Genomic DNA, 3,905 nt, shown 5'->3' on the forward strand with positions numbered 1-3,905 from the left:
GGTTAAAGGTTAAAGGTTAAAGGTTAAAGGTTAAAGGTGCTAGGGAAGTGACTAGGACTATGTTTTAAAGCGTAGGCGGTGCTTTATGCCGCGCGGTTTATAAAATTCATGTCTAAAGCCATTTCCTACGTTTTTACAATTTACCTTAGGCGAGAAGATAAAGATGTTAATAAACACGCGTAGGCGCGGTTTTATGCCGCGCGGTTTATAAACTTCATGGCTAAAGCCATTTCCTACGTTTTGTACAATTTACCTTAGGCGAGAAGATAAAGATGTTAATAAACACGCGTCAGCAAGCTTAACGCCTACGGTGTTAAATTTTACTCTGGTGTTTAATTAATTACTTGTAGGCGAGTGGCTTGCCATCGCGATATTCAAAATTTGGTGTGGTATTTGTGCGTCAGCAAGCTCAACGCCTACGGGTGTTAAAGTTTGTCTCGGTGTTAAATTTACTTTGATGTTTAATTAATTACCTGTAGGCGAGTGGCTTGCCACCGCGTTTTAAAATGTGGTGTGGTGTTTTTGCGTCAGCAAGCTTAACGCCTACGGTGTTAAATTGTATTCTGGTGTTTAATTAATTACTTGTAGGCGAGTTGCTTGCCACCGCGTTTCAAAATGTGGTGTGGTGTTTTTGCGTTAGTAAGCTTAACGCCTACGGGTGTTAAAGTTTACCTTAATGTTTAATTAATTACTTGTAGGCGAGTGGCTTGCCACCGCGAACAGGTCAAAGCCATTTCCTACGTTTTTACATTTTACCTTAGGCGAGAAGATAAAGATGTTAATAAACACGCGTCAGCAAGCTTAACGCCTACGGTGTTAAATTGTATTCTGGTGTTTAATTACTTGTAGGCGAGTGGCTTGCCACCGCGAACAGGTCAAAGGTTAAAGGTGCTAGGAAGACAACGGTACTTGGTGTTAGGGAAGTGACTAGGAGCTAGGAACTCGTTGTTCGAAGCCCGAATACATTCACTTCCGATAAAGCTTTGTGTTGTTAGATTAAGTTAAATTAAATATTAAATAAAGGACTAACTATGAAAGCTGTTATCCCAGTTGCTGGACTTGGTACACGTATGTTACCAATGACTAAAGCAATCCCAAAAGAAATGCTCCCACTGGTTGATAAGCCACTTATTCAATACATAGTGAATGAGTGCGTTGCAGCGGGTATTAAAGAAATTGTGCTTGTTACTCATAGCTCTAAAAATGCGATTGAAAACCATTTTGATACTAGCTTTGAACTTGAAGCGACACTTGAAAAACGCGTAAAGCGTAAGTTACTTGATGAAGTGCGCTCTATTTGCCCGCCTGATGTAACTATTTTACATGTGCGCCAAGGTGAAGCTAAAGGTTTGGGTCATGCAGTGTTGTGTGCTAAGCCAATCATTGGTGATGAAGATTTTGTAGTTTTACTGCCTGATGTAATACTTGATGCTTATACTGCAGATCAAAAAACTGAAAACTTAGCGGCAATGATTGCACGTTTTAAAGCAACATCAGCAAGCCAAATTATGCTTGAACCCGTACCTGAGCAAGATGTATGTAAATACGGCATTGCTGATATAAATGGCGCTGTAATTACTGCGGGTGAAAGTGCGAAAATCAAAACAATGGTTGAAAAACCAAGTGTTGGTGACGCGCCATCAAACCTTGCTGTAGTTGGTCGTTATGTACTGTCAAAAACTATTTGGCAATTACTTGATAAAACTCCGGTTGGCGCAGGTGGTGAAATACAACTAACCGACGCTATTGATATGCTTATGAAAATTGAAACGGTTGAAGCATTTCATATGAGCGGCCGAGCTCATGACTGTGGTGATAAATTAGGTTATTTAAAAGCGATTGTTGAATACAGCATGCGTGATGAAAACCTAGGCGCTGACTTTACAAGCTTTGTTGCAGAGTTAGTTAACCCTAAAAAACCAAGTCATTTAAAGGCAGTGTAAAATTTAGATGTCTGAGGTTTCGAGCTTCGAGTTGCGGGCTACGTATCATCGTAGCCGCTGATTATAGTAATTAGGTTCTGGGTTGTTCTGCGAGGTGATATATTACGTCCTGCAGTTAAATTATAGTTCCATTGTTATTTAGTCGTTTTCGAAAGGGAGTAGCAACCCAGGAGGGGTGATGAAATATGAAAATTTAGATGTATGGAAGAAATCTTTTTCATTAAGTTTATTTGTATATCAAGTTTTCAATGATTTACGAGATTTTGGGCTTAAAGATCAAATGTGTCGCTGTGCTGTTTCTGTTCCGAGTAATATAGCGGAAGGTTATGAGCGCTATTCCGATAAAGAAAGAGCGTATTTTCTTTCTGTGGCAAAAGCGGAGTTTTTCAAGTTAGTTGTCGCCTCAAGTTAAATTTTATGCCGCCCGCATTTCTTCTTTTTTCTCAGGATTCAAATTTACTTCGTTTATCATTGACCAATCTCGTGACTTTCCTGACCAACGACTTGGGTTATTCAATTTAGCTGCGTCGTTTACCTGCTGACGCTTGGCTAATATCTCTTTATCTAAACCTAAATGACGTTGATTTGGCGTCACAAATTTTATACCACTGTGTAGGTGCTCATTATTGTACCAATCAACGAACCCACTTACCCATTCTCTTGCTGCGCTTATATCTTCAAATGCCTTTTCTGGGTATTCTGGGCGATACTTTAACGTTTTAAATAACGACTCAGAGTATGGATTGTCATTACTTACTGACGGTCGACTAAATGATGGCACAATCCCTAACTCCTGTAATGTTGCCAGTAATGTCGCGCCTTTCATTGGGCTACCATTATCTGAGTGCAACGTGACTTGCTCGCGCTTTATTTGCTCCCGACTGCAAATATCCTTCATTAAATCTGCGGCTAATTCACTTAACTGTGTGTCGTAAACCTGCCAGCCAACAACCTTTCGACTAAAAATGTCCATCACTAAATATAAGTATAAAAATTGCCCTTTTACGCTCGTTGGTAAATAGGTGATATCCCAAGTGTATACTTCATTTGCACGTACTGCCTTCAATGCTCTTGGCTTTTTCATCGGCTTAGCTGGCTTTACTTTTTCTCTATGCGTTAATAAGTTATGTGCCTTCATGACACGATAAAATGAACTTTCAGACGCTATCCATATACCGTTATCAAGCAGCTTGGGGACTATTTTACTGGCCGGTAAATGCCCATACTCAGTTGAGTTAACCGTATTAATAATACGCTGCCGCTCTAACTCTGTGAGACGGTTTGGCGGCCGTTTTTTCGTACTCGTTCGCTTGTCAGTCATATCGTCTGCTTCAATCCACCGCTGAACGGTTCTTACCGTCAGCCCAAGTAACTCACATGCTTTTTCTTTCCTTGCCCCTGAATCCTGCGCGTTTGTAATAAGCGTTATTAATTCATGTCGCTCAGCCTGTGTTGTTAATCGTCCTCGTTGAAACCCCAGAGTGCATCCGCTTTTTTTTTGAGAACAAGCAGAGCGGCTGTTTCAGCTAAGGCTTTATCTTTACGATTAAGCTCTTTTTGCAGCTGTTTTATTTCTTGCTTTAACTGTTTACTGTCTGATTTAGCTAGTTTCGTTGTAGGTCCTTGGGCAAAGTCTTGCTTCCACTGCTTAATATGATGCGGATAAAGCCCTTTATTACGGCAGTATTCATTAATGGCTGCTTCATCTAAATGGCCACAGTCAATAATCGCGCTGAGTCTTTCTTCTAAACTCCAGTCTTGTGGTCGTTTTTCTGCTGTCATTTGGCTACCCGTCTGGTGTGTTTCAAGTTGATGTTTTTTTGCGAGTGCTATCCAACGTTGTAACGTTGAATAACCGACACCTAAATCATCTGCAATATCTTCTAGACGAACATCATCACATTGAGATAATGCTTTTTCAACCGCTTGAACTTTAAATTCTTGTGTAAATCGACGTCTCAT

General features: G+C 40.4%; 3 protein-coding genes. 2 read left to right on the forward strand and 1 reads right to left on the reverse strand.

The window, feature by feature from the left end; genetic code table 11:
* Positions 1 to 1,031: 1,031 nt before the first annotated feature.
* Together galU and H5154_RS22380 are read left to right on the forward strand one after the other, a co-directional pair.
* Positions 1,032 to 1,943 (forward strand): UTP--glucose-1-phosphate uridylyltransferase GalU, encoded by a 912-nt coding sequence (gene galU / locus H5154_RS22375; protein WP_149980576.1) that lies wholly within the window; start codon positions 1,032 to 1,034, stop codon positions 1,941 to 1,943.
* 178 nt (positions 1,944 to 2,121) lie between these two features.
* Complete coding sequence (locus H5154_RS22380) at positions 2,122 to 2,355, forward strand: four helix bundle protein (RefSeq protein ID WP_182719676.1); 234 nt, start codon at positions 2,122 to 2,124, stop codon at positions 2,353 to 2,355.
* 3 nt (positions 2,356 to 2,358) lie between these two features.
* Here H5154_RS22380 and H5154_RS22385 read toward each other — a convergent pair.
* A protein-coding gene (locus H5154_RS22385) for an IS3 family transposase (protein WP_182719677.1) occupies positions 2,359 to 3,905 on the reverse strand; the annotation gives its coding sequence in 2 pieces (ribosomal slippage) (positions 2,359 to 3,425 and positions 3,425 to 3,905; 1,548 coding nt in all).

The organism is Pseudoalteromonas sp. SR44-5 (assembly GCF_014163675.1).
GTDB classification, from domain to species: Bacteria; Pseudomonadota; Gammaproteobacteria; order Enterobacterales; family Alteromonadaceae; genus Pseudoalteromonas; species Pseudoalteromonas rhizosphaerae.

What these genes read in the sequence shown, in the direction of transcription:
- galU (WP_149980576.1), top strand. Translation starts at nt 1,032, where the DNA reads ATGAAAGCTGTTATCCCAGTTGCTGGACTTGGTACACGTATGTTACCA.
- H5154_RS22380 (WP_182719676.1), top strand. Translation starts at nt 2,122, where the DNA reads ATGAAATATGAAAATTTAGATGTATGGAAGAAATCTTTTTCATTAAGT.